18 protein-coding genes are annotated in these 23,981 nt (G+C 73.5%); 3 read left to right on the forward strand and 15 right to left on the reverse strand.

The annotated features are described in order from the left end of the window. Positions 1 to 118 precede the first annotated feature (118 nt). Complete coding sequence (locus ACWDAK_RS26030; protein ID WP_427395391.1) at positions 119 to 2,293, forward strand: AAA family ATPase; 2,175 nt, start codon at positions 119 to 121, stop codon at positions 2,291 to 2,293. A gap of 81 nt (positions 2,294 to 2,374) precedes the next feature. Here ACWDAK_RS26030 and ACWDAK_RS26035 read toward each other — a convergent pair whose 3' ends face one another. From ACWDAK_RS26035 to rimP, 10 genes are all read right to left on the reverse strand, one after another. Continuing rightward, on the reverse strand, positions 2,375 to 3,319 hold the full coding sequence (locus ACWDAK_RS26035) for a bifunctional riboflavin kinase/FAD synthetase (protein ID WP_427395390.1): 945 nt from the start codon (positions 3,317 to 3,319) through the stop codon (positions 2,375 to 2,377). 60 nt (positions 3,320 to 3,379) lie between these two features. Next, on the reverse strand, positions 3,380 to 7,000 hold the full coding sequence (locus ACWDAK_RS26040) for a serine protease (protein WP_427395389.1): 3,621 nt from the start codon (positions 6,998 to 7,000) through the stop codon (positions 3,380 to 3,382). Positions 7,001 to 7,329: 329 nt separating this feature from the next. Then, complete coding sequence (truB, locus tag ACWDAK_RS26045; protein WP_344640481.1) at positions 7,330 to 8,235, reverse strand: tRNA pseudouridine(55) synthase TruB; 906 nt, start codon at positions 8,233 to 8,235, stop codon at positions 7,330 to 7,332. Then, positions 8,235 to 9,293: a DHH family phosphoesterase gene (locus tag ACWDAK_RS26050; protein WP_344640482.1), complete on the reverse strand. Its 1,059-nt coding sequence runs from the start codon at positions 9,291 to 9,293 to the stop codon at positions 8,235 to 8,237. Before ACWDAK_RS26050 ends, truB begins: the two co-directional genes overlap by 1 nt. 119 nt (positions 9,294 to 9,412) lie before the next feature. Next, the gene (rbfA, locus tag ACWDAK_RS26055; RefSeq protein WP_344640483.1) at positions 9,413 to 9,856 is read right to left on the reverse strand and encodes a 30S ribosome-binding factor RbfA; all 444 of its coding nucleotides are present in this window, start codon (positions 9,854 to 9,856) and stop codon (positions 9,413 to 9,415) included. A 153-nt stretch (positions 9,857 to 10,009) separates the two neighbouring features. Further along, positions 10,010 to 10,306: a DUF503 domain-containing protein gene (locus ACWDAK_RS26060; RefSeq protein WP_344640484.1), complete on the reverse strand. Its 297-nt coding sequence runs from the start codon at positions 10,304 to 10,306 to the stop codon at positions 10,010 to 10,012. Positions 10,307 to 10,438: 132 nt separating this feature from the next. Beyond that, on the reverse strand, positions 10,439 to 13,570 hold the full coding sequence (infB, locus tag ACWDAK_RS26065; protein ID WP_344640485.1) for a translation initiation factor IF-2: 3,132 nt from the start codon (positions 13,568 to 13,570) through the stop codon (positions 10,439 to 10,441). Positions 13,571 to 13,766: 196 nt separating this feature from the next. Then, on the reverse strand, positions 13,767 to 14,066 hold the full coding sequence (locus ACWDAK_RS26070; protein WP_344640486.1) for a YlxR family protein: 300 nt from the start codon (positions 14,064 to 14,066) through the stop codon (positions 13,767 to 13,769). Positions 14,067 to 14,130: 64 nt separating this feature from the next. Then, on the reverse strand, positions 14,131 to 15,132 hold the full coding sequence (nusA, locus tag ACWDAK_RS26075) for a transcription termination factor NusA (protein WP_344640487.1): 1,002 nt from the start codon (positions 15,130 to 15,132) through the stop codon (positions 14,131 to 14,133). A 47-nt stretch (positions 15,133 to 15,179) separates the two neighbouring features. Beyond that, complete coding sequence (rimP, locus tag ACWDAK_RS26080) at positions 15,180 to 15,728, reverse strand: ribosome maturation factor RimP (RefSeq protein WP_344640488.1); 549 nt, start codon at positions 15,726 to 15,728, stop codon at positions 15,180 to 15,182. A gap of 278 nt (positions 15,729 to 16,006) precedes the next feature. Here rimP and ACWDAK_RS26085 point away from each other — a divergent pair, with 278 nt between their 5' ends. Continuing rightward, positions 16,007 to 17,050 (forward strand): ferritin-like domain-containing protein, encoded by a 1,044-nt coding sequence (locus ACWDAK_RS26085; RefSeq protein WP_344640489.1) that lies wholly within the window; start codon positions 16,007 to 16,009, stop codon positions 17,048 to 17,050. Between the two features lie 183 nt (positions 17,051 to 17,233). After that, positions 17,234 to 18,157, forward strand: coding sequence for an aminoglycoside phosphotransferase family protein (locus ACWDAK_RS26090; RefSeq protein WP_344640490.1), 924 nt, complete (start codon positions 17,234 to 17,236; stop codon positions 18,155 to 18,157). On the opposite strand, the gene ACWDAK_RS26095 is transcribed toward ACWDAK_RS26090, so the two are convergent. From ACWDAK_RS26095 to dxr, 5 genes are all read right to left on the reverse strand, one after another. Then, positions 18,130 to 18,699 carry a GNAT family N-acetyltransferase gene (locus ACWDAK_RS26095; RefSeq protein ID WP_344640491.1) on the reverse strand — a complete coding sequence of 190 codons (570 nt, stop codon included), beginning with the start codon at positions 18,697 to 18,699 and terminating at the stop codon, positions 18,130 to 18,132. The genes ACWDAK_RS26090 and ACWDAK_RS26095 overlap by 28 nt on opposite strands. Before the next feature lie 273 nt (positions 18,700 to 18,972). After that, positions 18,973 to 19,848: a GNAT family N-acetyltransferase gene (locus tag ACWDAK_RS26100; protein WP_344640509.1), complete on the reverse strand. Its 876-nt coding sequence runs from the start codon at positions 19,846 to 19,848 to the stop codon at positions 18,973 to 18,975. 177 nt (positions 19,849 to 20,025) lie between these two features. Further along, positions 20,026 to 21,186: a flavodoxin-dependent (E)-4-hydroxy-3-methylbut-2-enyl-diphosphate synthase gene (ispG, locus tag ACWDAK_RS26105; RefSeq protein WP_344640492.1), complete on the reverse strand. Its 1,161-nt coding sequence runs from the start codon at positions 21,184 to 21,186 to the stop codon at positions 20,026 to 20,028. Between the two features lie 140 nt (positions 21,187 to 21,326). After that, the gene (locus ACWDAK_RS26110) at positions 21,327 to 22,619 is read right to left on the reverse strand and encodes a M50 family metallopeptidase (RefSeq protein ID WP_344640510.1); all 1,293 of its coding nucleotides are present in this window, start codon (positions 22,617 to 22,619) and stop codon (positions 21,327 to 21,329) included. Between the two features lie 58 nt (positions 22,620 to 22,677). Next, positions 22,678 to 23,907, reverse strand: a complete 1,230-nt coding sequence (dxr, locus tag ACWDAK_RS26115; RefSeq protein WP_344640493.1) for a 1-deoxy-D-xylulose-5-phosphate reductoisomerase — start codon at positions 23,905 to 23,907, stop codon at positions 22,678 to 22,680. Positions 23,908 to 23,981: the final 74 nt, after the last annotated feature.

Consider the following 23,981-nt stretch of genomic DNA (forward strand, 5'->3'; position numbering starts at 1 on the left):
AAGGCACGTGAACCCTGGCGTGAGTTCCGGCACCGCCTTCAGGTGACCGCGAGTCACGTCCTAGTCTTGATGCCCGACGGCACCGCGAATCAGCGGCGGCGAAAACGAGGGAGCCCAAGTGAGCAGCGATCGGGACGGCGTCTACGTCGGCGACAACGCGGCAGAAGACGACGACGACTGGTCGGACGTTCCTGACTACTCGCCGCCGTCCTGGTACACCCAGAGCGCGGAGCCCCAGGCGGGCGCACCCGCGCCGACGCCCGCGACCGCGCCGACGCCCGCACCCACACCCACCCCGGTACCGGCACCCGCGCCCGCCCCGGCTCCGGCCCCGGCGCCCGTGCCGGTCGCGGAGGCGGCTCCGGCCCCGGCGCCCGTACCGCCGGCACCGGGCCCGTCCGCCGTGCCGAACAACCCGTACGCCGGCGGTGAGCAGCCCCAGCCCGCACCGCACGCCGAGGTGCCCGCCGCGGAGCCGGTGCCGCCTGCTCCGGCCCCTGCCCCGGCTCCGGCCCCTGCCCCGGCTCCGGTCGCCGCACCCACTCCGCCGCCCGCACCGGTGGAGTCGGCGGCGCAGCCCGTGTCCGCACCCGTCGAGACTGCGGCGGCCCCCGCTCCGGTGCCTGCCCCGGCTCCGGCTCCGGCCGCCCCCGAGCAGCCGGTTCCGCCACAGGCGTGGCCGCCTGCCGACGGTGCGCCGCAGGCCGGTCCCGTGCCGGTACCGGCACAACCTCCGTACCCGCAGGAGGCGGCCCTTCCGCCGCAGGCGCCCCAGGCGCCCCAGCCTCCGCAGAATCCCCAGCAGGCACCCCAGCCGCCGCAGGCACCCCAGAACCCGCAGGCACCGTGGCCGCAGCAGCCTCCGGCACCAGCACCGGCCACCGCCCCCGCCACGCCCGCCCCTCCGGTGGACCCGCGGCAAGGCGGCTGGCCGCAGGCCGGCGGCTACCCGCAGCAGCAACAACAACAGAGCTACCCCCAGCAGGCCGTGCCGCAGGCGACGGCGGCGTACCAGCAGGGCGGCCAGCAGCCGATGGCCCACGGCGCCGCACTCGGTTACACGGCCGCGGTGGAACTGTCCTCCGACCGCCTGCTGCGCGGCCAGCCCAAGGCACAGCGGCAGCAGCCCCGCTTCCAGTTCGGCGGGAAGGCGGCGCAGGCCGACAAGGCACGCAGGCTGGAGATCATCCGTACGCCGGTGATGAGCTGCTACCGGATCGCGGTGATCAGCCTCAAGGGCGGTGTCGGCAAGACCACGACCACCACCTCGCTCGGGGCCACCCTGGCCAGCGAGCGCCAGGACAAGGTGATCGCGATCGACGCCAACCCGGACGCCGGTACGCTCGGCCGCCGGATCAAGCGCCAGACCGGTGCGACCATCCGCGACCTGGTGACCGCGATCCCGCACCTGCGCAGCTACATGGACGTCCGCCAGTTCACCTCCCAGGACCTCAACTCCGGTCTGGAGATCCTGGCGAACGACGTCGACCCGGCCGTCTCGACCACCTTCAACGACTCGGACTACCGCCAGGTCATCCAGGTGCTCGGCCAGCACTACCCGATCATCCTGACCGACTCCGGCACCGGTCTGCTGTACAGCGCGATGCGCGGGGTGCTGGACCTTGCCGACCAGCTGATCATCGTCTCCACCCCCAGCGTGGACGGTGCCAGCAGCGCCTCCACCACCCTGGACTGGCTCTCCGCGCACGGCTACGCCGACCTGGTGCAGCGCTCGATCACGGTGGTCTCCGGGGTCCGCGAGACCAGCAAGATGATCAAGGTCGAGGACATCGTCGCGCACTTCCAGACCCGCTGCCGCGGCGTCGTCGTGGTGCCCTTCGACGAGAGCCTGGCGGCCGGTGCCGAGGTCAACCTGGCGATGATGCGGCCCAAGGTCCGGGACGCGTACTTCGAGCTGGCCACCCTGGTCGGCGAGGACATCGCCCGCGCCCAGCAGGCGGCTCAGGCCCAGGGCGGCTGGGCCCCGCAGCAGCAGTACCCGCAGCAGGGGCAGGCCGGCGGCTACCCGCAGCAGCAGTACCCGCAGCAGGGCGGCTACCAGCCGCCCCCGCCCGGCGGCTACCCCGGCCAGCCCGCGCCCGGCGCCCCCTGGGCGCCGCAGCCGGGCCAGACCCCGCCGCCCGGGTACCCCGCCCCGCCGCAGGGCGGCACGCCGCTGCCGCCGGAGTGGACCCAGCAGGCCGGCGAGCGCCCCGGCTACGGCTACCCGCCGCCGCCCGAGGGCCAGCAGCCCCCGCAGGGTTACGGCTACCCGCCGCCCCCGCAGCAGTGAGCGACGCGCAACGCAGCGGACCCCGCCGACCGTGCTGGTCGGCGGGGTCCGCTGCTTCACGCCGCTGTTCGCGGCCGACTCTCAGGAGCCGTCGGTCAGTTCACGCGCCCGCTTGACGTCGTCGGCCATCCGATCCAGCAGCGCCTCGATCGAGTCGAACTTCTCCATCCCGCGCAGATACGCCAGGAAGTCCACCGCCACGTGCAGGCCGTACAGGTCGAGACCGATCCGGTCGATCGCGTACGCCTCCACCGTGCGCAGGGTGCCGTCGAAGGTGGGGTTGGTCCCCACCGAGATGGCGGCGGGCATCCGCTCGCCACCGGCGGTCAGCCAGCCCGCGTACACCCCGTCGGCCGGGATCGCGCTGTGCGGCACCGTCTCCACGTTCGCCGTCGGGAAGCCGAGCTCCCGTCCGCGCTGCGCGCCGCGCACCACCACGCCCTCGACCCGGTGCGGCCGTCCCAGCACCTCTGCCGCCCCCGTCATGTCCCCCTCCGAGATCAGTCTGCGGACCAGGGTCGACGAGAAGGGCTCGCCGTCCCCGGCCGCTCCACGCACCTTGAGGTCCACCACCTCGACCTCGAAATCGGCCTTGCGGCCGAGCTCCGCGAGCAGCTCGACGCTCCCGGCCGCCTTGTGCCCGAACCGGAAGTTCGGCCCCTCGATGACCAGCCGCGCACGCAGCGCGTCCACCAGCACCTGCTGGACGAAGGCCTCCGGCGACTCCTTGGAGAACTCCGGCGTGAACGGCAGCACCAGCACCGCGTCCACCCCCAGCTCGGCCATCAGCTCCGCCCGGCGCGGCTGCGGCGCCAGCAGCGGCGGGTGGCTGCCCGGCCGGACCACCTCGCTCGGGTGCGGGTCGAAGGTCACCACGACGGTCCGTACGCCCAGCTCACGGGCACGCTCGACCGTGCGGCCGATGATCAGTTGATGACCCCGGTGCACACCGTCGAAGGATCCGATGGTGACGACGCTGCGCCCCCAGTCCCCGGGGACCTCCTCCAGGCCACGCCAGCGCTGCACCCTGACCGCTCCTCGTTCCTGGCGCACGCTTTGTACGCTCCCATGTTCCAACCTGAACCCCTATAGCGTGCCATGCGCCCGAGTCGGCTTCGGCACCGGAAGGCCTCCTGCGCGCGACGGTGGGCGCGGGACACCGCGTTCGGCCTCCGCGGCGGCGTACTGCGGGTCCCTCCCGGCGGCCACCAGGCCCCGCATCCGGGCCAGCAGCGGCCCGCCGGCCGGCGGCCTCCCGGCGGCCGGCCACTCGGCCAGCAGCCGCGCGAAGGACGCCGAGCGGCCGGCGCAGCGGACCAGCCCGGCATCGGCCCGAGCCGTCCGCGCCGCGATCGTGCGGACCAACTCCCGCACCCGCTCGGGCTCGTGCTCCGCGCAACGCTCGGCCAGCGAGTTCAGCACCGCCGTCAGGACGCCCTCATCGCCCTCGCCCGCCAACAGCGCGTCCAGCACCGGCCCGCGTGCGGGCAGGCCCGGCGCCGCCAGCCGTACCGCCAGGACCCGCCGCACCGGTGCCGGCCGCGCGGTGAGCCCCAGCGCCCGCAGCACCTCCAGCGGCTCGACACAGGGCCGAAGGGTCGCGGCCGGCCCCGAGGTCCGGGACGCCTCCCCGTTCGGGGGCTCCGGGGGCCCCGCGAGCAGCCGGTCCAGGTAGTCGGCGATCTGCCCGACCCGCTCGGGGTGCTCGCGCAGCAGCTCGGCGGCCAGACCGAGACCTCGGCGGGCCACCGCCGGATCGGGCACCTCGGCGAGCACCCGCAGCGCTTCGGCCATCGCCGCGCCGGGCGCCGCCAGGCGCTGCCGGAACGCCGCCAGCACCTGCTCCGGCCACTGGGCCAGCGCGGGGGCCAGCACCTGGGCCGTGACGAACGGGTCGTCCGCCAGGTACCGCGCGATCGCCGCCGCCAGATACCGCCCCCGGCTCTGCCCGTCGCGCACCAGCAGCGCCAACGCCGCACCGTGCAGCGCGGGTTCGTCCTCCCGGGCGAGCAGCGCGGTCGCGGTGAAGCGCAGCAGTTCCAGGCCGGAGCCGGTCGCGTACGGCGCGGTGCGCAGCGCGTGCACCGCGGCGGCCACGTGCCGCTCGGGACGGGGGTCGTGGCTCCAGCGGTCGACGGCACGGCAGAGCGCGGAGGGTTCGTCCGCCGCGAGCAGTGAGAGCAGGGCGTCGGCGCGGGGGTGGGCGGTCTCCACCAGGCACTCGGTGAGATCGTCCAGCGCGAGCTTCCGGTGGGCGTGCAGCAGGTCGTGGGCGAGGTCGGCGACGGTGCTCCCGGAGTGCGACCTGAGACGGCGGTCGTCCTCGAACCAGCGGCACAGCAGCCCGATCGCCGTGTGCGGTTCGGCGGCCAGCAGCTCGGCCGTCGCGGCCCGGAAGGCCTGGGTGGCGTCGTCGGCCCGGACCAGAGCGCGGAGCAGGTCCAGCCGGTCCGCGGGAGCCAGCGGCAAGGCGGCCCAGAAGGCCGGCCCGAACGCACCGGTCTGCTCCCCGCGTTCGGCGAGCTGCGCCAGCAGGGGCCGGTGAACCCCGAGGTCGGTGCCGGACCGCAGGGCGGCGGAGAGCAGGTGCCCGGCCCACCAGGCGTGCTCGCTGCCGGCCGGTGCGAGCTCCAGCGCCCGCCACAGCCGGCACAGCCAGCCGTCCAGCGCCTCGGCGCCCCAGGTGGTGCCGGTCCGGGCCAGCGCGACCACCACGGGCCCGGCACGGTGTCTCGGCACCCGGTGCGCTGTTCCTCCCGGCGCTCCCGCTGCGCGGGCGACGGAGGCCCGGCCGCGTTCCGGTTCTCCGGCGGCCGGCGGCTGCTCGGGCCCATCGGTGCCGTCCTCCGCCAGCAGCAGCCGCAGCGCGCCGTCCAGGTCCAGGTGCTGCCCCTGCAGCCACTCGCCGAACTCCTCGTACGCGGGCCGGTATCCGTCCCCGACCGCGACGAAGAGCCGCTCGCCGAGCACCGCCGGGGCCCAGCCCCCGACGGTCGGGAACAGCAGCTCGAACGCGTCCGCCGACAGCCCGCCGTGGCCCGAGCCGAGCATCTGCCGGGCCGCCTCGTGCACCCGCCCGGCGACCACGGCGGCCAGCCGCCGTACCCGGCCGGGTTCGGCCGCTCCCGACCGCGGCCCGCCCCTGCGGTGCGCGCCGGGCCGCCGCGTCTTGGCGCCGTCGGCCAGCCGGTCGGCGATCCGCAGGCAGAGCAAGTCGAGGTACCCCTCGAAGAGTTCGCCGCGCCGGGGTGGTGTGCCGTGCCAGCGCACGCCCGCCGCCCGCAGCTCTCCGGCGATCCGCAGGGCCAGCGGGTGCGTCGCCTCCGCTGCCGCCAACAGGCGTTCGTTTCCGGTGACTTGAACCCCGCCTTGACCGCCGTCCGCGGTCTTCGGCGGCCCCGGCGGCCGGAGCGCCAGCCCGTACCGGCGCGCGGCTCGCTCGGCGGCCTCCTGCGGCAGCGGGCCGAGCCCGTGCACCAGGGCCGCTTCGACTCCCGTACCGTCCGTACGCTCCCACTCGGCCCACTTCTCCGGGCGGCAGGCGATCAACAGGCTCGCGGACGCCGCGCGCAACCACTGCGAGGTCGCCCGCAGCCAGGCCGCACCGGCTGCCGCGGGCGCCTCCTCCGGCGCGTCCAGCACGACGAGCAGGGGTCTCCCGGCCTCGGCGCAGAGCCGCGCGGCCTGCCCGGGCTCGGGGGCGTCGACTCCGAGCAGCCCGGCCGAGCGCGCCAGGGCCCGGCCCACCGGGTCCGCCAACGATCCGTCCCCGGCGCGCAGTTCGGCACCGCGCAGCCATAGCGTGGGCAGCGGGTGGCGCCCGCCGGCCCGGCGGACCGCCAGCGCGGCCAGCTCGGTGGTACGCCCGCTGCCGGGGGCGCCGACCAGCGCGGTGAACGGGCCCTGCGGCTCCTCGCCGGTGAGACCGTCCGGCCGGTCCACCCGGTCGGCGGCCAGGTCGGCGATCCGTCCAGGACCGGCGACGGCCGACCCCAGCTGGGCGGAGGCCAGTTGCAGGACCCCGGCCGGATTGAGCGCCCGCCCGTGCGCGGGGACGGTGACGGCGTTCCGCGCCACCAGCTCGGCCAGCGCACCGGCCGCAGCGGCGTCCCCGCCGGTCACCAACGGTACGGCCACCACCCCGCCCGTCTGCCCGGCCGGCAGCGACGGGACGACGACCCCGAGCACGGCCCCGGTCCCGGCGTCCACCACGGGTGCACCGGCCGGCACCGCCGCCGTCAGGTCCAGCCACAGCGCACCGGCGATCAGATGGAACTCGTCGTGCCAGGGGTACATCGCGGTGCCCGCCCCGAGCACTCCCCCCTGCGCCGACGCCGCCCTGCCGCCGCTGCCGAAGGACGGCACCGCGACCGGTTCCCCGCCCCTGCCCGGGCCGCCGATCGGCAGCGGCGGCACCGGCAGGCCGCCGACCGCCTCCGTCCGCACCAGCGCGAGGCCGTGCCGTGCGAGCGGTTCGATGCAGTCGGCGCCGAGCACCCGCGCCTGCCCGCCCTCGGTGTGCAGGACCAGCCGGTCCAGCCCGGCCACCGTCTCGTGCGCGGTGACCACGGTGCCGTCCAGGTCCGCGGCGAAGCCCAGGCCCCGCAACCGGCCGTCCGGACCGCAGATCCGCAGCAGTGCCCGTCCCGGGTCGATTGCCGCCCAGGACCATCCGTCCGCCGTAACAGACCACCGACCAGCGGCCATCAGCCCGCCCTCCCCCGCAGGGCCGCGAACGGGTCCCGCTCAGCGGGGAGGCCCGCCGCAGCCGCCGTACACACCCGCCGGGAGCCTGCCCCCGGGGGCGGGCGGAGCACCGCAGCCACACCCTGCACGCCGAGCTTTCACCTCGCGCGCCCGCCTGTCCGGGTGAGATCCCCCGGTCCCGGGTTTCCCGTCAGCACGGGACGCAACAGACGCAACGGCCGCCTCAGGCGGTGCAGGGGAGGACAGGCCCTCGGCACGCGCAGGGCATGACCACGGCAGCACGGCCGCGCGGTCGCCCACCACCCCCGGGGATCTGCTCCGGCCGGTCGTCAGCCGACGAAGACGGCCACCGGGCGGGCGCTGGCGCCCCGCTCCTCCACCAGCGCGAGGAAGCGGCCCTCCGGGTCGAAGACGGCGATCGGCCCGTCCACACCCAGCCCCGGGGCCTTCAGCTTCATGCCGTTGGAGAGCAGCCTGGCCTGCTCGGCGTCGATGTCCCAGCGCGGGAAGGCCGCGGCCGCCGCATCGGCGATCGGCAGCACCTCGAGCTTCTCCTCCAACTGCTCCAGGGTGTGCGCGGACTCCAGCCCGTACGGGCCGACCTTGGTGCGGCGCAGCGCGGTGAGGTGGCCGCCCACCCCGAGGTCAGCGCCGAGGTCGCGGGCCAGGGCCCGGATGTAGGTGCCGGAGGAGCACTCGACGGTGACGTCGAGGTCGATCACGGGCGTGCCGTCCTCCGCGACCGCGGCCCGCTGGTCGTGCACCGTGAAGGAGTGCACCGTCGTCGCCCGGGCGGGGATCTCGAAGTCCTCGCCCTCCCGCACCCGGTGGTAGGAGCGTTTGCCGTCGATCTTGATGGCGCTGACCTTGGACGGTACCTGCATGATCTCGCCGGTCAGCTTGGCGATCCCGGCCTCGATCCGCTCCCGCTCGATCCCCGAAGCGTCGGCGGAGGAGGTGACCTCGCCCTCCCGGTCGTCGGTGATGGTGTTCTGCCCGAGCCGGATGGTCGCCTCGTAGGTCTTGGCGGTGAGCATCAGATGCCCGAGCAGCCGGGTGGACCGCTCCACTCCGATCACCAGGACGCCGGTGGCCATCGGGTCCAGCGTGCCCGCGTGCCCGACCTTCCTGGTCCCGGCCAGCCGGCGCATCCTGGCGACCACCCCGTGCGAGGTGAGGCCCTCCGGCTTGTCGACAATGACCAGGCCGTCGGGGCCGGTTCCCTTACGCTTCATCAGTTCTTCTCTGTGCGGATCTCGGTAGGAGGTTCGGAAATCAGGGATCGGCTCGGGCCGAGCGCGGCCCGGAACCGGGCGATGGTCGCCGGCACTTCGTCGCGGGCCGCGAACCCGGCCGCGAACTGGTGCCCGCCGCCGCCGAGTCGGGCACAGACGGCGGATACGTCGATCGCGCCCTTGGCCCGGCAGGAACCCCGCAGCGTGCCGTCCGGGTCCTGCTTGAGCACCAGGGCGACCTCCGCCTCGGCGGGGCGGCGCAGTACGTCGATCAGGCCCTCGATCTCCTCGACGGTCACGCCGAACAGCGCGAGGTCCTGGTAGGGCACCCAGGTCCACACCAGCCCGAGCCCGCCCGCCGCCCCGGGCTCGTACACGGCCCGGTCGAGGGCGGCGGCGAGCACCTTGAGATAGCCGAAGGAGGAGGTGTCCCACAGGGTGCGGGAGATCAGGTCGTGCCGGATGCCGGTGGCCAGCAGCCGCCCGGCGAGTTCGTGGGTCGCCGGGGTGGTCGCCCGGTACCGGAATGACCCGGTGTCGGTGGCGATCCCGGTGTAGAGGCAGGTGGCGAGTTCCTGGTCGAGCGGCACGTCCAGGCGGCGCAGCAGTTCGTCGACCAGGACGGCGGTGGCCGGGGCCTTCGGGTCGATCAGGCGGTGGGTGCCGAAGCCGGGGTTGGAGGCGTGGTGGTCGAGCACTATCAGCACGGGGGCCGCGAAGGCCTTGCCGTGCAGCAGGCCGAGTCGGCTCTCGGCCGCGACGTCCAGGCAGACCACCAGTTCCGGGACGTCCGGCACCTCGGCGGCCGGGACGATCAGCTCCTGGCCGGGCAGGAAGGCCAGCGACTCGGGGATCACCTGGGGGTCGTCGCCGAAGGAGACCCGCACCCGGTGGCCGAGCCTGCGCAACGCGATCCCGGCGGCCAGTGCGGAGCCGAGCGCGTCCCCGTCGGGGCTGATGTGGCAGATCAGGTCGATCGTCCCGGCCCGCCGGACCGCCTCGACCACCCGCTGCCACTCCGACTCGGCCGGGCCCGCCACCGGCGCGGAAAGCGCCACGGACCGGGCGGATCCGCCCGGTGACTCAGTGCGAGGCCCCGGAAGCACCGCGAGGGCACCCTCCACCGTGTTGGTGGAAGATGCCCCCAGGCCGGCCGGAACCGGCTCGGCGGTCACGGCTACTCGTCCTCGTCGTCGCGCTTGGAGCCCGGTGCCCGGTAGGGGTCCGCGTCTCCGGCGTACTTCGCCCCGGCGGCGGCCGTGCGGACGGCGGCGTCGGAGACCCGCGCCTTGTCCAGCAGCTCGTCGATGGTCCGGGCGGTGTCCGGCAGGGCGTCCGCGACGAAGGTCAGAGACGGCGTGAAGCGCACCCCGGTCTGCTTGCCGACCTCGGAGCGGAGCACGCCCTTGGCGCTCTCCAGAGCCGCCGCGGTCGCCTCGCGCTCGGTCTCGTCGCCGTAGACCGTGTAGAAGACGGTGGCCTCGCGCAGGTCTCCGGTGACCCGGGTGTCCGTGATGGTCACGTAGCCAAGGCGCGGGTCCTTGATCCGTCGTTGCAGGGTCTCGGCCACCACCACCTGAATGCGGTCGGCGAGCTTGCGCGCCCTTGCGGTGTCGGTCACGTTGCCTCCTCGTACGGTGGGCTCGGTACCCGGGTCAGTGCTTCACCCGGCGGGGCCCACGCCCCAACGTACCTGCCCGCGCCCAGCCTTGTGGGCGCTGTCGGTCCTCGCGGGTGTGACGGTGGCGACTTCAGCACCGCCGTACCCGGCTTCTCACTCATCGTCGTCGTGGTGGTAGCGCCTCCTCGCGGAGAGCAGCTGCACCTCGGGGCGGCCGGCGACGAACCGCTCACAGCTGTCCAGTATCTCGGTGACGTACCCGGCGTCGCCGGACACCACCGCGAGGCCGATCTCGGCCCGGCGGTGCAGATTCTGGTTCCCGGTTTCCGCTGCGCACACGCTGTACTTGCGCTGCAGCTCGGCCACGATGGGCCGCACGATCGAACGCTTCTCCTTGAGCGAGTGGACGTCGCCGAGGAGCAGGTCGAAGGTGAGTGTTCCCACGAACATGTAAGGCAGGTCTCGCCGACCTGAAGGCCTCGTAGGACCCCCTTGAACAGGGGCGTACGAGGACCCTACACAGCGAGACCGGGGCCGGTCGACGGGATAACCATCCCGCCGACCGGCCCCGGCAACCGGCACTTACGAGCGCGGCTTCTCGCGCATCTCGTAGGTCTCGATGACGTCGTCGACCTTGATGTCGTTGAACGACCCCAGGGTCACACCGGCCTCGAAGCCCTCGCGGACCTCGGTCGCGTCGTCCTTGAAGCGGCGCAGACCCTCGATGGAGAGGTTCTCCGCCACGACCTTGCCGTCGCGGATGAGGCGGGCCTTGGCGTTGCGGCGCAGCAGGCCCTCGCGGACCAGCACACCGGCGATGTTGCCGAACTTGGAGGAACGGAACACCTCGCGGATCTCCGCGGAGCCGAGGCGGACCTCCTCGTACTCCGGCTTGAGCAGACCCTTGAGCGCTGCCTCGATCTCCTCGATCGCCTGGTAGATGACCGAGTAGTACCGGACGTCGACGCCCTCGCGCTCGGCCGCGGTACGCGCACGGCCCTCGGCCCGCACGTTGAAGCCGATGATGATGGCGTCCGAGCCCATCGCCAGGTCCACGTCGGACTCGGTGATGGCACCGACACCGCGGTGCAGCACCCGGAGCTCGACCTCCTCGCCCACGTCCAGCTTGACCAGGGCGTCCTCAAGGGCCTCGACCGAACCGGAGACGTCACCCTTGATGATGAGGTTGAGCTGCTCGATGGAGCCGGCCGCGATGGCCTTGTCCAGGTCCTCCAGCGAGATCCGGACCCGACGCTGCGCGAAGGCGGCGTTGCGGTCGCGGGCGGCACGCTTCTCGGCGATCTGGCGAGCGGTGCGGTCCTCCTCGACGACGATGAAGCTGTCGCCGGCGCGGGGCACCGAGGTCAGACCGAGCAGCAGCACCGGGCGGGACGGACCCGCCTCCTCGACGTTGTTGCCGTTCTCGTCCAGCATGGCGCGGACACGGCCGTAGGCGTCGCCAACGACGATCGAGTCACCGACGCGGAGGGTACCGCGCTGGACCAGGACGGTCGCCATGGCGCCGCGGCCCTTGTCCAGGTGGGCCTCGATGGCGATGCCCTGCGCGTCCTGCTCCGGGTTGGCCCGCAGGTCGAGCGAGGCGTCCGCGGTCAGGACGACGGCCTCCAGCAGCTGGTCGATGTGCAGCCCCTGGCGCGCGGAGATGTCGACGAACATGGTGTCGCCGCCGTACTCCTCGGCCACCAGGCCGAACTCGGTCAGCTGGCCGCGGACCTTGGTCGGGTCGGCGCCCTCGACGTCGATCTTGTTGACGGCGACCACGATCGGCACACCCGCGGCCTTGGCGTGGTTCAGCGCCTCGACCGTCTGCGGCATGACACCGTCGTTGGCCGCGACCACCAGGATCGCGATGTCGGTGGACTTGGCACCACGGGCACGCATGGCGGAGAACGCCTCGTGACCCGGGGTGTCCAGGAAGGTGATCGGACGGTCTTCGCCGTTCACCGAGGTGGTGACCTGGTAGGCGCCGATGTGCTGGGTGATGCCACCGGCCTCGCCGGCCACCACGTTGGACTTGCGGATGGCGTCCAGCAGGCGGGTCTTACCGTGGTCGACGTGACCCATGACGGTCACGACCGGCGGACGCGGAGCCAGCGCGGCCTCGCCGCCCTCGTCGGCACCGAAGTCGATGTCGAAGGACTCCAGCAGCTCGCGGTCCTCGTCGTCCCGGCTGACGATCTCCAGAACGAAGCCCATCTCGCCGGCCAGCAGCTCGAGGGTCGCGTCGGAGACCGACTGGGTGGCGGTGACCATCTCACCGAGGTTGAACATCACCGAGACGAGCGCGGCCGGGTTGGCGTTGATCTTCTCCGCGAAGTCCATCAGCGAGGCACCGCGCGACAGCCGGACCGTCTGGCCGTTGCCGCGAGGCAGCATCACACCGCCGACGGACGGGGCCTGCATGGCCTCGTACTCCTGGCGCTTCGCCCGCTTCGACTTGCGACCACGGGCCGGACGGCCACCGGGGCCGCGGCCGAAGGCACCCTGCGTGCCACCACGGGCACCCGGACCACCCGGACGGCCACCGAAGCCACCCGGACGCGGGCCGAAGCCGCCGCCACCGGCACCCGGGGCACCGCCGCCGGGACGGGGGCCACCGAAGCCGCCACCGGCCGGACGCGAGCCCGGACCGGCCGGACGGCCGGCGAAGCCCGGACGGGCGCCGCCGCCACCGGGACCACCCGGACGGCCGCCGGGGCCACCGGGACCACGGCCACCCGGACCCGGACGCGGGCCGGGGGTCGGACGCTGCGGCATCATGCCCGGGTTCGGGCGCGGCATGCCGGACGGGGACGGGGCACCCGGACGCGGGCCGGCCGGACGGGGCATGCCGTCGGGACGGGGCGCACCGGCACCCGGGGCGCCCGGACGCGGCGCGCCACCGGGACCGGCTGCGGGACGCGGACGGTCACCGCCCGGACGCGGCGCACCACCGGGACCGGCACCCGGACGCGGACGGTCGCCACCAGGACGCGGCGCGCCACCGGGACCGGCAGCGGGACGCGGACGGTCGCCACCCGGACGCGGACGCTCACCCTGGCCGGGAGCACCGGCGCCCGGACGCGGACGCTCACCCTGGCCGGCGCCGGGACGGCGGTCGCCGGGACGGGCCATGCCGGTGGCGCCGCCCGAAGTGAAGGGGTTGTTGCCCGGACGCGGACCGGCCGGACGCGGGCCCGGACGGGCCGAGGTCGCCGAGGTCGGGCGCGGGCCCGGGGTGGCCGGACGAGCCGGAGCCTCACCGGCCGGGGCCGGGGAGGAGAACTCGGCCGCCGGAGCGGCCGGAGCCGGCGCGGCGGGACGCGCGGCCGGGCGCGGGCCCGGGGTCGGCGCGGCCGGACGCGGCGCGGCGGGGGCGGCCGGGGCGGCGGGAGCCGCAGCGGCCGGAGTCGGACGGGGGCCCGGGGTCGCCGTGGGGCGCGGGCCAGGGGTGGGGGCACCCGGCTTGGGTGCGGCCGCGCCGGTGGCACCGGCGGGCTGGGGCGCCGCGGGCTTGCGCGGGCCAGGCTTTGCGGCGGAACCACCAGCAGGCGGCGTCGCTCCCAAAGCGTCAGTCAACTTACGAACGACCGGCGCCTCGATCGTCGAGGACGCCGAACGGACGAACTCACCGAGCTCGGTGAGCTTGGCCATGACGGCCTTGCTCTCCAAGCCAAGCTCCTTGGCGAGTTCGTATACCCGGACCTTAGCCACTTCGCTCCTGTCTACGTGTCCGGGGTAATCGTCCGCCGGACTGTCGCTACTTCATGGGCGTACTCATCGCGTACTCATCGAGTGCTCATCGCAATCTCGACCTACTTCCATCTCGCGAGGTACCTGACGTGTCGCGCGGCGCACGAGTACTTACGTGCACTACGCATTGCTGTGGTGCTTCGCCGCGCCTGAGAACTCAGGGCGCCGAGGTCTCGCCTGCCCGCTCGCCGACGTACGCGCGCAGAGCATCGGTGTCGAGCACGCCCTGGAGCCGGAAGGCCCTGGGGAACGCCCGTCGACGTACCGCGAGGTCGAGGCAGGCCAGGTCGGGGTGCAGATGCGCACCCCGCCCCGGCAGTGCGCCGCGCGGATCGGGGACGCACACGCCCTCGATCGCCACGACACGCAACAGCTCGTGTTTGGCCGCTCGCTTGCGGCAGCCCACGCAGGTGCGTTCAGGGCATGCACGGACATGCGTCCGGCCAGACGCGCTCAAGTCTACCCCTCCGAAGGGACATGGCGCCGCCCCATCGATCACAGCAGGGCAGCTATAACGTTCACTACTCGGCAGAAGATTCCCCGGCGGGAGCCTCGGTGTCCGGCCGGATGTCGATCCGCCAGCCGGTGAGACGGGCCGCGAGGCGGGCGTTCTGGCCTTCCTTCCCGATGGCCAGCGACAGCTGGTAGTCGGGAACGATCACCCGGGCGGAGCGCTGGTTGTAGTCGACGATCTCCACCTTCGTCACCCGGGCGGGGGACAGCGCGGCGGCGACCATCTCGGCCGGGTCCTCCGACCAGTCGACGATGTCGATCTTCTCGCCGTGCAGCTCGGACATCACGTTGCGCACCCGGCCCCCCATCGGACCGATGCAGGCGCCCTTGGCGTTCAGACCCGGCTTGCGGGACCAGACCGCGATCTTGGTGCGGTGGCCGGCCTCGCGGGCGATCGCGGCGATCTCGACGCTGCCGTCGGCGATCTCCGGGACCTCCAGGGCGAAGAGCTTCTTCACCAGGTTGGGGTGGGTGCGCGAGAGCGTCACCGAGGCACCGCGGACACCTCGGCGGACCGCCACCACGTAGCACTTCAGCCGGGTGCCGTGCTTGTAGTCCTCGCCCGGGACCTGCTCCTGCGGCGGGAGGATGGCCTCCAGCTTGCCGATGTCGACCAGAATGTTCTTCGGATCGTTACCCTGCTGGACGACACCGGTGACGATGTCGCCCTCCTTGCCCGCGTACTCACCGAAGGTCTGGTCGTCCGCGGCGTCGCGCAGCCGCTGCAGGATGACCTGCTTTGCGGTGGAGGCGGCGATCCGGCCGAAGCCGCTCGGGGTGTCGTCGAACTCCTTGGGCTCGACGCCCTCCTCCAGCTCCGACGGGTCCTCCAGGGCCCACACGGTGACGTGGCCGGTCTTGCGGTTCAGCTCGACCCGGGCCCGGCGGCGGGAGCCCTCGGTGCGGTGGTAGGCGATGAGAAGGGCCGACTCGATCGACTCGACCAGCAGGTCGAACGGAACGCCCTTCTCGGTAACCAGCCCACGCAGGGCGCTCATGTCGATGTCCACGGCTACGCCTCCTCTTCTTTCATCACGTACATGGTTCAGCCTGCGCGTCAGTCGTCGGAGGCGTCGTCGGTGTCGTCCGCCGCGAGGTCCTCGGCCTCGTCCAGGAGCTTCTCGTCGTCCTTGCGGTTGAACTCGACCTGGACCCGGGCCTTGGCGACCTCGGTGTACTCCAGCCGGCGCTCCTTGGCCTTGCCGCGGCCCTTGACCGGCTGCACCTCGACCAGTGCGCCGTCCTCGTCCGCCGACAGCACCCGGGCGACGATCTCGCCGCCGTCCGCCAGCTTGACCTTGACCAGCCGGCCCTCGGCCCGGCTCCAGTGGCGCGGCAGGGTGAGCGGGCGCTCGACGCCCGGCGAGCCGACCTCCAGCAGGTACGGGGCGTCGCCCATCACGTCGGAGTCGTCCAGCGCCTGGCCCACCAGCCGGCTGAACTCGGCGATCGCGTCGAGATCGACACCGCCCTCGGCGTCCACATCGATCTGCACCTGGCGACGGCTACCCGCCTGGGCGACCTTGACTTCCTCGAGGTCGAGTCCGGCCTCGGCGGCCAGCGGCTCCAGCAACGCGCGCAGCCGGTCAGTGGGGGTGGTGCTCATCCGGGTGACTCCTCGGCCGCGTCTGCTGTTGTCGGTAGGTGCTTAAGTCAACGCGAAGCCTAGCCGGTCAACCCCGAAACCGCCGATTCCGCCGAGCAGCGCGACCCCCCAGGTGCACCCTGTTGCCGGGCAGCTGCCCGACCGGGTTGCGAGCAACATCACATTGACGTCGCGGCGGTGATCACGACCGGCTGCCGTGTCGATTCTGTAATGATTCACGACACGGGGGGCGCCGTCTCCCATGCCACCACACCCCCTGACCCCGCGGGAGCACGACGATGCCGTCCTCCAACCGGCGGACCCTGCTGGTCCTCGGCGTACTCACCGGCGCCCTGGTCCTCTGCGGCTGCACGGGAGGCGGCGGCACCGACGGAACCGGCGGCACCCGTGAGGCCCGGCCCGACCCCGACCTGCCGCTGCGGGCCCGGGCGGTGGCCACCACCGACACCCTGCTCGCCGACTACGACGCGGTGCTGGCCGGCCCCGGTGCCGCCCAGGCGGACCGGCTGCGGACCTTCCGCGCCGACCTGGCCGCCCACCGCACCGCCCTGGCCTCAGGACTCCCCTCCCCTGCCGGCAGCACCTCCCCCGCCGGCACCCCCTCCGGCAGCGGCTCCGCCGCCGGCGGGGCCGTCCCGCCCAGCACCCGGCCGACCGGCAGTGCGGTGAACTCGGTGGCCGCCCTGGCCACCGCCGAGCGGCAGGCCGCGGGCGCCCGGCTCGCGGACCTGGACACCGCCTCACCCGCCCTCGCCAAGCTGCTGGCCGCCGTGTCGGCCTCGGACGCGCTGCACGCGGCCGCGCTCGGCGATACCGGCCCGATCACCGTCCCGGCACCCGCCCCCTCGTCCTCGGCCCGGGCCGCCGCGTCCGGCCCGGCCGTCTCCAAAAGCCCCGCACCGCTGCCGGGCGCCTCCGCCGCCGCGCTGCAGAACGCGCTGGCCGCCGAGCACGCCGCCGTCTACGGGTACGGCGTGGTCGGTGCCTGGCTGCCCGCCGGAGAGCAGCGCCAGGACGCCTACGCCACGTACGCCGTCCACGAGGCCGAGCGCGACGGCTGGCAGCGGCTGCTCGGCGCCGGCGGCGCGACCCCGACCGCCGCCGCCCCCGGCTACCGCCTGCCCTTCCAGGTGACCGACGCCGCCACCGCCGGACGGCTCGCCGCCCACGTCGAGACCCAGCTCACCGGCGTCTACGCCGACCTCGTCGCCGCCACCACCGGACCGCTGCGCGACCGTGCCGCCACCGCCCTGCGCGACACCGCCCTGCGCGCCACCCACTGGGGCGCCGACCTCTCCGCCCTCCCGGGCCTGCCCGGGTAGCGGCGCCAGGGCAACCGCCGGGGCGCGGCGGGCGGCTCGCGCACCGCCGGAGCGCCGCGGCAGATGCCTCCGAGGAGCTACCCGGCCCCCTTGACGGCTGCGCCTGACCAGCTGTTTCGACCCGATGGCCGACAATGGGCTGGCAGTCACCACACGGGGAAGCACCCGAGCGAGAGGCCCAGCATGTCGCCAGTACCAGGGCAGTTCACCATCCCCGAACGTCTGACGGCGACCGCCCTGGCCACCGCCGGCGCCGCGGGCGAAGCCTGGCTGTCCGCCCTCCCGGAGACCGTCCACGAGCACACCGCCCGCTGGAACCTCACCCTGGAGCGGATCGCCGACCCCGGCGGACGCCTCAGCCTGATCGCCTACGTCCGCCGTCCGGACGACTCGCTCGCCGTCCTCAAGGCCCAGCCGGTCACCCCCGCCACGGCGTACGAGCACGCGGCCCTGCGCCACTGGGCCGGCCGCAGCGCCGTCCTGCTGCTGGACGCCGACCCGGCCGCCGGGGTGCTGCTGCTGGAACGGCTGCACGGCGACATCCCGCTCCGCTCGCTCGCGGAGGCCAAGGCGATGGTGGAGGCCACCAGCCTGCTCCAGCGGTTGTGGGTGCCGCCGGCCGAGGGGAACCCGTTCTCCTCGGTCGCCGAGCGGGCCGGCGAGCAGACCGCGGAGCTGCGCCGCCGCCGGGACCTGCCCGTGGCCGTGGACACCCGGCCGCTGGTCGACGAGGCCCTGGAGACGGCCGCCGGACTGCTGGCCGGCGAATCCGAACACCTGCTGCTGCACGGCGATTTCCACCACGGCAACGTGCTGGCGGCCGACCGGGCCCCCTGGCTGGCCGTCAATCCCGAACCACTGGTGGGCGAACGCGCCTGGGACCTCGCTTGGCTGGCCCAGGACCGGATGGACACCCTGGTCGGCTCCCCCGGCCCGCGCGCCGCCGCCCGCCGCCGCCTCCACCAGCTCGCCGACGCGGTCGAGGTGGACCACGAGCGGTTGCGCGGCTGGACCCTGTTCCGCACCGTCGGTGCCGGGCTGCGCAGCCTGGAGCACGGCGACACCGCGAGCGCCGAGCTCTACCTGGAGTTCGCCTCCTGGCTCTGACCGGGGGGCAGCAGCGGCAGCGACGCGCCCATCACCGCGTACGGGCGGGCGGTGTTCGGGAAGAGCACCTGCCGGGCCAGGTCCCGGTAGCCGAGCGAGCGGTAGAGCCGCCGGGCGGGGGTCTCCGCGTCGATCGCCGAGAGGATGCTGCGTGGCAGCCCGGAGCGCTCGCACAGGGTGCGGATCAGCGAACTGCCGATGCCGCGGCCCTGGAACCCGGGCAGCACGTGCAGCTCGGTCACGGCGAACACGCCGTCCAGCCAGTCGTCGTGCCCGCGCGCGGCCAGGTAGGGCTCGATCACCGTGCTCCACCAGTGCTCGCGCCGGTTGGGCATGCCGTAGCCGAAGCCGACCAGCCGGCCCTCGCTGAGCGCGCCGAGCGCGATCACCCCGGGCTGCTGGGCGTGCCGCGCCACGATCTGCAGCCGGACCGCCACCTCCTCGGGCCGCAGCCCGAAGGCGACCGCCTGCACGTCCAGCGCGTACGGCGCCCAGGCGGCCAGGTCGATGGCCTCGATCGTCACCTCGGTGAGCTGTTCCATCGGACCTTCCTTCGAGGGGACCACCGGCTTCGGCCGGCGGGGGAATCGAATCCTTGGCGAGGCGCCGCGGAGCGAGGCGGCCGGCCCGAACGCTCAGGCCCCGCCCTTCGGCAGCGGGCAGGACTTGGCCGGGGCCGGCCGCCAGGCTCGCTTGAGGCCCGCGGCTTCGGCCGGCGGGGAGGAGTCACGACCGGGACGTTACTACTACCGTCCCCACCCGGTGACCTGCTCGGGCCTGTTGATCCGAAAACCTGGGGCCCGAGCGGAACTCGCTCAGAACAGGACGCTCATGAAGGCGCCGACCTCGCGGAAGCCGACCCGGTGGTAGGCCGCCCGCGCCCGGACGTTGAAGTCGTTGACGTACAGCGAGACCACCGGCGCGACCTCGCGCAGCGCGAAGTCCAGTACGGCGGCCATGCCGGTCTCGGAGAGCCGCCGCCCGCGGTGCTCGGGCGCCACCCAGACCCCCTGGATCTGGCAGGCTCCGGCCGTCACGGCACCGATCTCGGCCTTGAAGACCACCTCGCCGTCCTCCGAGAAACGGGCGAACGACCGCCCGCCGGCGACCAGTTCGGCGACCCGGGCCTGGTAGAGCAGACCGCCGTCGCCGGCCAGCGGGGAGATGCCCACCTCTTCGGTGAACATCGCCACGCAGGCGGGCATCAGGGTCTCGATCTCGTTCTTCCTGACCCGGCGGACCAGCGGATCGGGGGCCACCTCGGTGGCGGGCTCGGTGGTGGAGAGCAGCGGCTGGTGGGCGCGGACCTCGCGGGGTGTCCCCCAGCTGCGCTCCAGCAGCGCCCAGAGGGCGGCGGTGGGTTCGGCCGGTCCGACGATCGAGGAGCAGCGGCGGCCCTGACGACGGGCCCGCTCGGCGAAGGCCCGGACGGCCTCCGGCCCCGCGTTCACCAGCACCAGATTGGCCCCGGCGTAGCAGAGCGACTCCAGCTGGCCGTCCTGGTCGTACCAGCCCCACATCTCACCGCCGAGCCGCCAGGGGTCGAGCCCGACGGCCTCGACCCGGGTGGCGACGAACGCGTTGGCCACCGGGTCGCGGTGCAGGATCTCCAGGGCGGCGTCGAGATCCGCGGTGTCCAGGATCCGGGTGGCGGCAAGGGCTCGGGCGACCTGGAACGGCCCGGGGAGCATCACACCACGATCGAGCACAGGCACCTCACCAATCGAACTCGCCCGGCCCCGCTCCGGCCGGTTCGGTCGCACGGGCACGGCCCGGGGCGCCCGGTCCCGGCACCCTGCCCGGCCGGTCCGAAGGGGCATGCCGCGGGGCCGTCCGTGGCCGGACGGCCCCGCGGCGGTCAGAACGGATCACTCACCGGCGACCACGACGGGCGCACCGTTCTCGACACCCTCCGCCTGCATCTGCTCGGCCAGCTTCATGGCCTCCTCGATCAGCGTTTCGACGATCTTCGACTCGGGGACGGTCTTGATGACCTGGCCCTTGACGAAGATCTGGCCCTTGCCGTTGCCGGAGGCGACACCCAGGTCGGCCTCGCGGGCCTCGCCCGGCCCGTTGACGACGCAGCCCATGACGGCGACGCGCAGCGGCACCTCCATGCCCTCCAGGCCGGCCGTGACCTCCTCGGCCAGCTTGTAGACGTCCACCTGGGCGCGGCCGCAGGACGGGCAGGAGACGATCTCCAGGCCGCGCTCGCGCAGGCCGAGCGACTCCAGGATCTGGATGCCGACCTTGATCTCCTCGGCGGGCGGGGCGGAGAGCGAGACCCGGATGGTGTCGCCGATGCCCTCGGCCAGCAGCGCGCCGAAGGCGACGGCCGACTTGATGGTGCCCTGGAAGGCCGGGCCCGCCTCGGTGACGCCGAGGTGCAGCGGGTAGTCGCAGGCGGCGGCGAGCTGGCGGTAGGCGTTGATCATCACGACCGGGTCGTTGTGCTTGACCGAGATCTTGATGTCGCGGAAGTCGTGCTCCTCGAACAGCGAGCACTCCCAGAGCGCGGACTCGACCAGCGCCTCGGGGGTGGCCCGGCCGTACTTCTCCAGCAGGCGCTTGTCCAGCGAACCGGCGTTGACGCCGATCCGGATCGGGATCCCGGCGTCCTTGGCGGCCTTGGCGATCTCGCCGACCTTGTCGTCGAAGGCCTTGATGTTGCCCGGGTTGACGCGTACCGCGGCACAGCCGGCGTCGATCGCCGCGAAGACGTACTTCGGCTGGAAGTGGATGTCGGCGATCACCGGGATCTGCGACTTCTTGGCGATGATCGGCAGCGCGTCGGCGTCGTCCTGCGAGGGCACCGCGACCCGGACGATCTGGCAGCCCGAGGCGGTCAGCTGCGCGATCTGCTGCAGCGTCGCGTTGATGTCGGAGGTGACGGTGGTGGTCATCGACTGCACCGAGACCGGGGCGTCGCCGCCGACCGGGACGTTGCCGACCATGATCTGCCGGGAGTACCGGCGCTTGGCGAGCGGCTTGAGCGGCAGGGACGGAATACCGAGCGAGATCGCGGTCATGTGCGCAGGGTTCCCAAGGGGTCAGATGTGGTCGGCCGACCGCACGAACGGCCGGGCCGGGTGTGCCGACAACCGCACACCCGGCCACCAAGGTACGCCACGGCCCGTGCCCCGGGCACATTCGGCCAGTCAGCCAGGGGCTAGTTGAGCTTGACGGGGTTGACGACGTCGGCCACCGCCACCAGCGCCGTGAAGCAGATGAAGATTCCCGCCACCACGTACGCGGCCGGCATCAACTTGGCCACGTCGAACGGGCCCGGGTCGGGCCGGCGGAACAGCCCGGCGACCTTGCGGCGCAGCGACTCCCAGAGGGCACCGGCGATGTGGCCGCCGTCCAGCGGGAGCAGCGGCAGCATGTTGAACAGGAACAGCGAGAGGTTGATCCCGGCGAGCAGCTGGACCATGAAGGCGAGCTGCTGGGTGGCCGGGATGTTCATCGCGAAGACCTCGCCGCCGAGCCGCGCGGCGCCGACCATGCCCATCGGGGAGTCCGCCGGGCGCGGGTCGTGGCCGACGATGGCGTGCCACAGGCCCGGGATCTTGCCGGGCAGTTCGGCCAGCGAGGAGATGCCGTGCCTGGCCATGGTGGTCATCTGGTCGACGCTCTGGCCCAGGCTCAGGTGCGCCACACCGGTGGCCGGCGAGAAGCCGAGGAACCCGGCCTTGACGGGCGCGCCCTTGACCGGGAGGCCGTCCTTGTCGACCGGGTTGACCGCGTTGCTGGTGAGGGTGGCGGTGAGCGGGATCTGCTCGCCCTTGCGCTCGACCAGGATGGTCACGGTCTTGCCCGGCGACTTGCGGATGTCCGCCTGGAGCTGCTTGTAGGTGCTGATCCGGTCACCGTCGAAGGCGAGCACGGTGTCGCCCGGCCTGAGCCCGGCGGCGTTGGCCGGGGACTTCGGGGCGTCCTTCGGGCAGGTGTCGGTGGCCACCCCGGCCGGGACCACGCACTCGCTGACGGTGCTGATGGTCGGCACCGCCGTCTGCATCCCGATGCCCATGAACAGGGCCAGGTAGAGCGCCACCGAGAGGATCAGGTTCATGAACGGGCCGGCGAACATCACGATCACCCGCTGCCAGGGCTTGCGGGTGTAGAACAGCCGGTCCTCGTCACCGGGCTGGAGCTCCTCGTAGGACGCCTCCCGGGCGTCCTCGATCATCGAGCGCCAGGGGGAACTGCTCCGTTGGGTTATCCGGCCGTCCGGCCCCGGCGGGAACATCCCGATCATGCGGATGTACCCGCCGAGCGGGATCGCCTTGATGCCGTACTCGGTCTCACCCTTGCGGCGCGACCAGACGGTCCGCCCGAAGCCGACCATGTACTGCGGCACCCGGATGCCGAAGATCTTGGCTGTGGATAGGTGGCCCAGCTCGTGCCAGGCGATCGAGAAGAGTAGTCCGACCAGGAAGAGCAGAATGCCGAGCACCCACATCGCCGCTGTTGTCACTGCCCGTCCTCCGTCATGCCGCTCCGCCCGCCGTCCGTGGTGTTCAGCCTGCCGCCAGCTCGGTGGCCCGGGCGCGGGCCCAGTCCTCCGCGTGGAGGACGTCCTCGACCGTGAGGGAAGTTCCCGGCGCCGGGGTGCCGTGCTCGGCGACCACCTTGGCCACGGTGTCCACGATCCCGGTGAAGGCGAGGCGGCCGTTCAGGAAGGCCTCGACGCACTCCTCGTTGGCGGCGTTGAAGACGGCCGGAGCCGTCCCGCCGAGCGTACCCACCTCACGGGCGAGCTCCACCGCCGGGAACGCCTCGTTGTCGAGCGGGAAGAACTCCCAGCTGGCGGCCTTGGTCCAGTCGCACCCGGGGGCGGCGTCCGGCACCCGGTCCGGCCAGCCGAGGCCGAGCGAGATCGGCATCCGCATGTCCGGCGGGCTGGCCTGGGCCAGCGTTGAGCCGTCCGTGAACTCCACCATCGAGTGCACGATGGACTGCGGATGGACCACGACCTCGATCCGGTCGAACGGGACGTCGTACAGCAGGTGCGCCTCGATCACCTCAAGGCCCTTGTTCACCAGGGTGGCCGAGTTGATGGTGATCACCGGGCCCATCGCCCAGGTCGGATGGGCCAGCGCGTCCTTCGGGGTGACGGCGGCCAGCTGCTCCCGGGTCCGGCCGCGGAACGGGCCGCCGCTGGCGGTGACCACCAGCTTGCGGACCTCAGCCCGGCTGCCGCCGGCCAGCGCCTGGAAGATCGCGGTGTGCTCGGAGTCCACCGGCACGATCTGGCCCGGCTTGGCCAGCGCCTTCACCAGCGGCCCGCCGACGATCAGCGACTCCTTGTTGGCCAGCACCAGCACCCGCCCGGCCCGCAGCGCGGCCAGGGTGGGGCGCAGCCCGATCGACCCGGTGATCCCGTTCAGCACCGAGTGGCACTCGACGGCCGCCAGCTCGGTGGCCGCGTCCGGTCCGGCCAGGATCTGCGGCAGCGGGCGGCCCTGGGCCTTGGCCGCCAGCGCCTCGCGCAGCGCGGGCACGGCGTCCTCGCGGGCGACGGCCACGGTGTGCACGCCGAGCCGCATCGCCTGCTCGGCGAGCAGTTCCACCCGTCCGCCGGCTGCCGAGAGGGCGACCACCCTGAACCGGTCGGGGTTGCGCAGCACCACGTCGATCGCCTGGGTGCCGATCGAGCCGGTGGAGCCGAGGATCACCAGTTCCCGGGGTCCGGAGGGGTCCTTCACGACCGGGGTGAAGTGCAGCTGCGGGTGAGCGAGCGAGTTCATGCGGTCCATTGTGTCCTGTCCCGCGGGCGCCCGGCCGACGGGCCGCCCGGACAGTGGGACAGCCCGCCACCGCA

The organism is Kitasatospora sp. NPDC001175, assembly GCF_053598215.1.